At 70.9% G+C, this 278-nt stretch carries 1 protein-coding gene; it reads right to left on the bottom strand.

Annotation, left to right across the window (positions count from 1 at the left end):
• On the bottom strand, positions 1 to 253 hold a 253-nt coding region (locus tag EN850_RS36105; RefSeq protein WP_246689343.1), incomplete at its 3' end, for a hypothetical protein.
• Positions 254 to 278: the final 25 nt, after the last annotated feature.

Here is a 278-nt window from a genome sequence, read left to right as displayed (position 1 = left end):
CATAAGTGTCCAGCCCGTCGAAACGCAGTTCGGCATTGGGCTTGGCCAGCGTCGCCGCGTCCACGTCGAAGCGCGCGCGGTACTCCCAGGCCGCCAGGCCGATCCATTGCAGCTCGGCTTCGGGCGCACCCACGTACGGGTCGCGGATCAGCGCATGCGCCAGCAGGTCGGTGTGCACGCTGCCCGGCACCGTGGCCGCACGCCATTGCTGCAGGCCCGGGTGCGCGGCGCCCTGCGCGTCGCCGGGCAACATGCGGAATTCCCATTGCGCCTGCAGC

The organism is Mesorhizobium sp. M8A.F.Ca.ET.207.01.1.1, from assembly GCF_004794715.1.
Lineage (GTDB): Bacteria > Pseudomonadota > Alphaproteobacteria > Rhizobiales > Rhizobiaceae > Mesorhizobium.
This window is presented reverse-complemented; position numbering and strand designations above follow the sequence as displayed.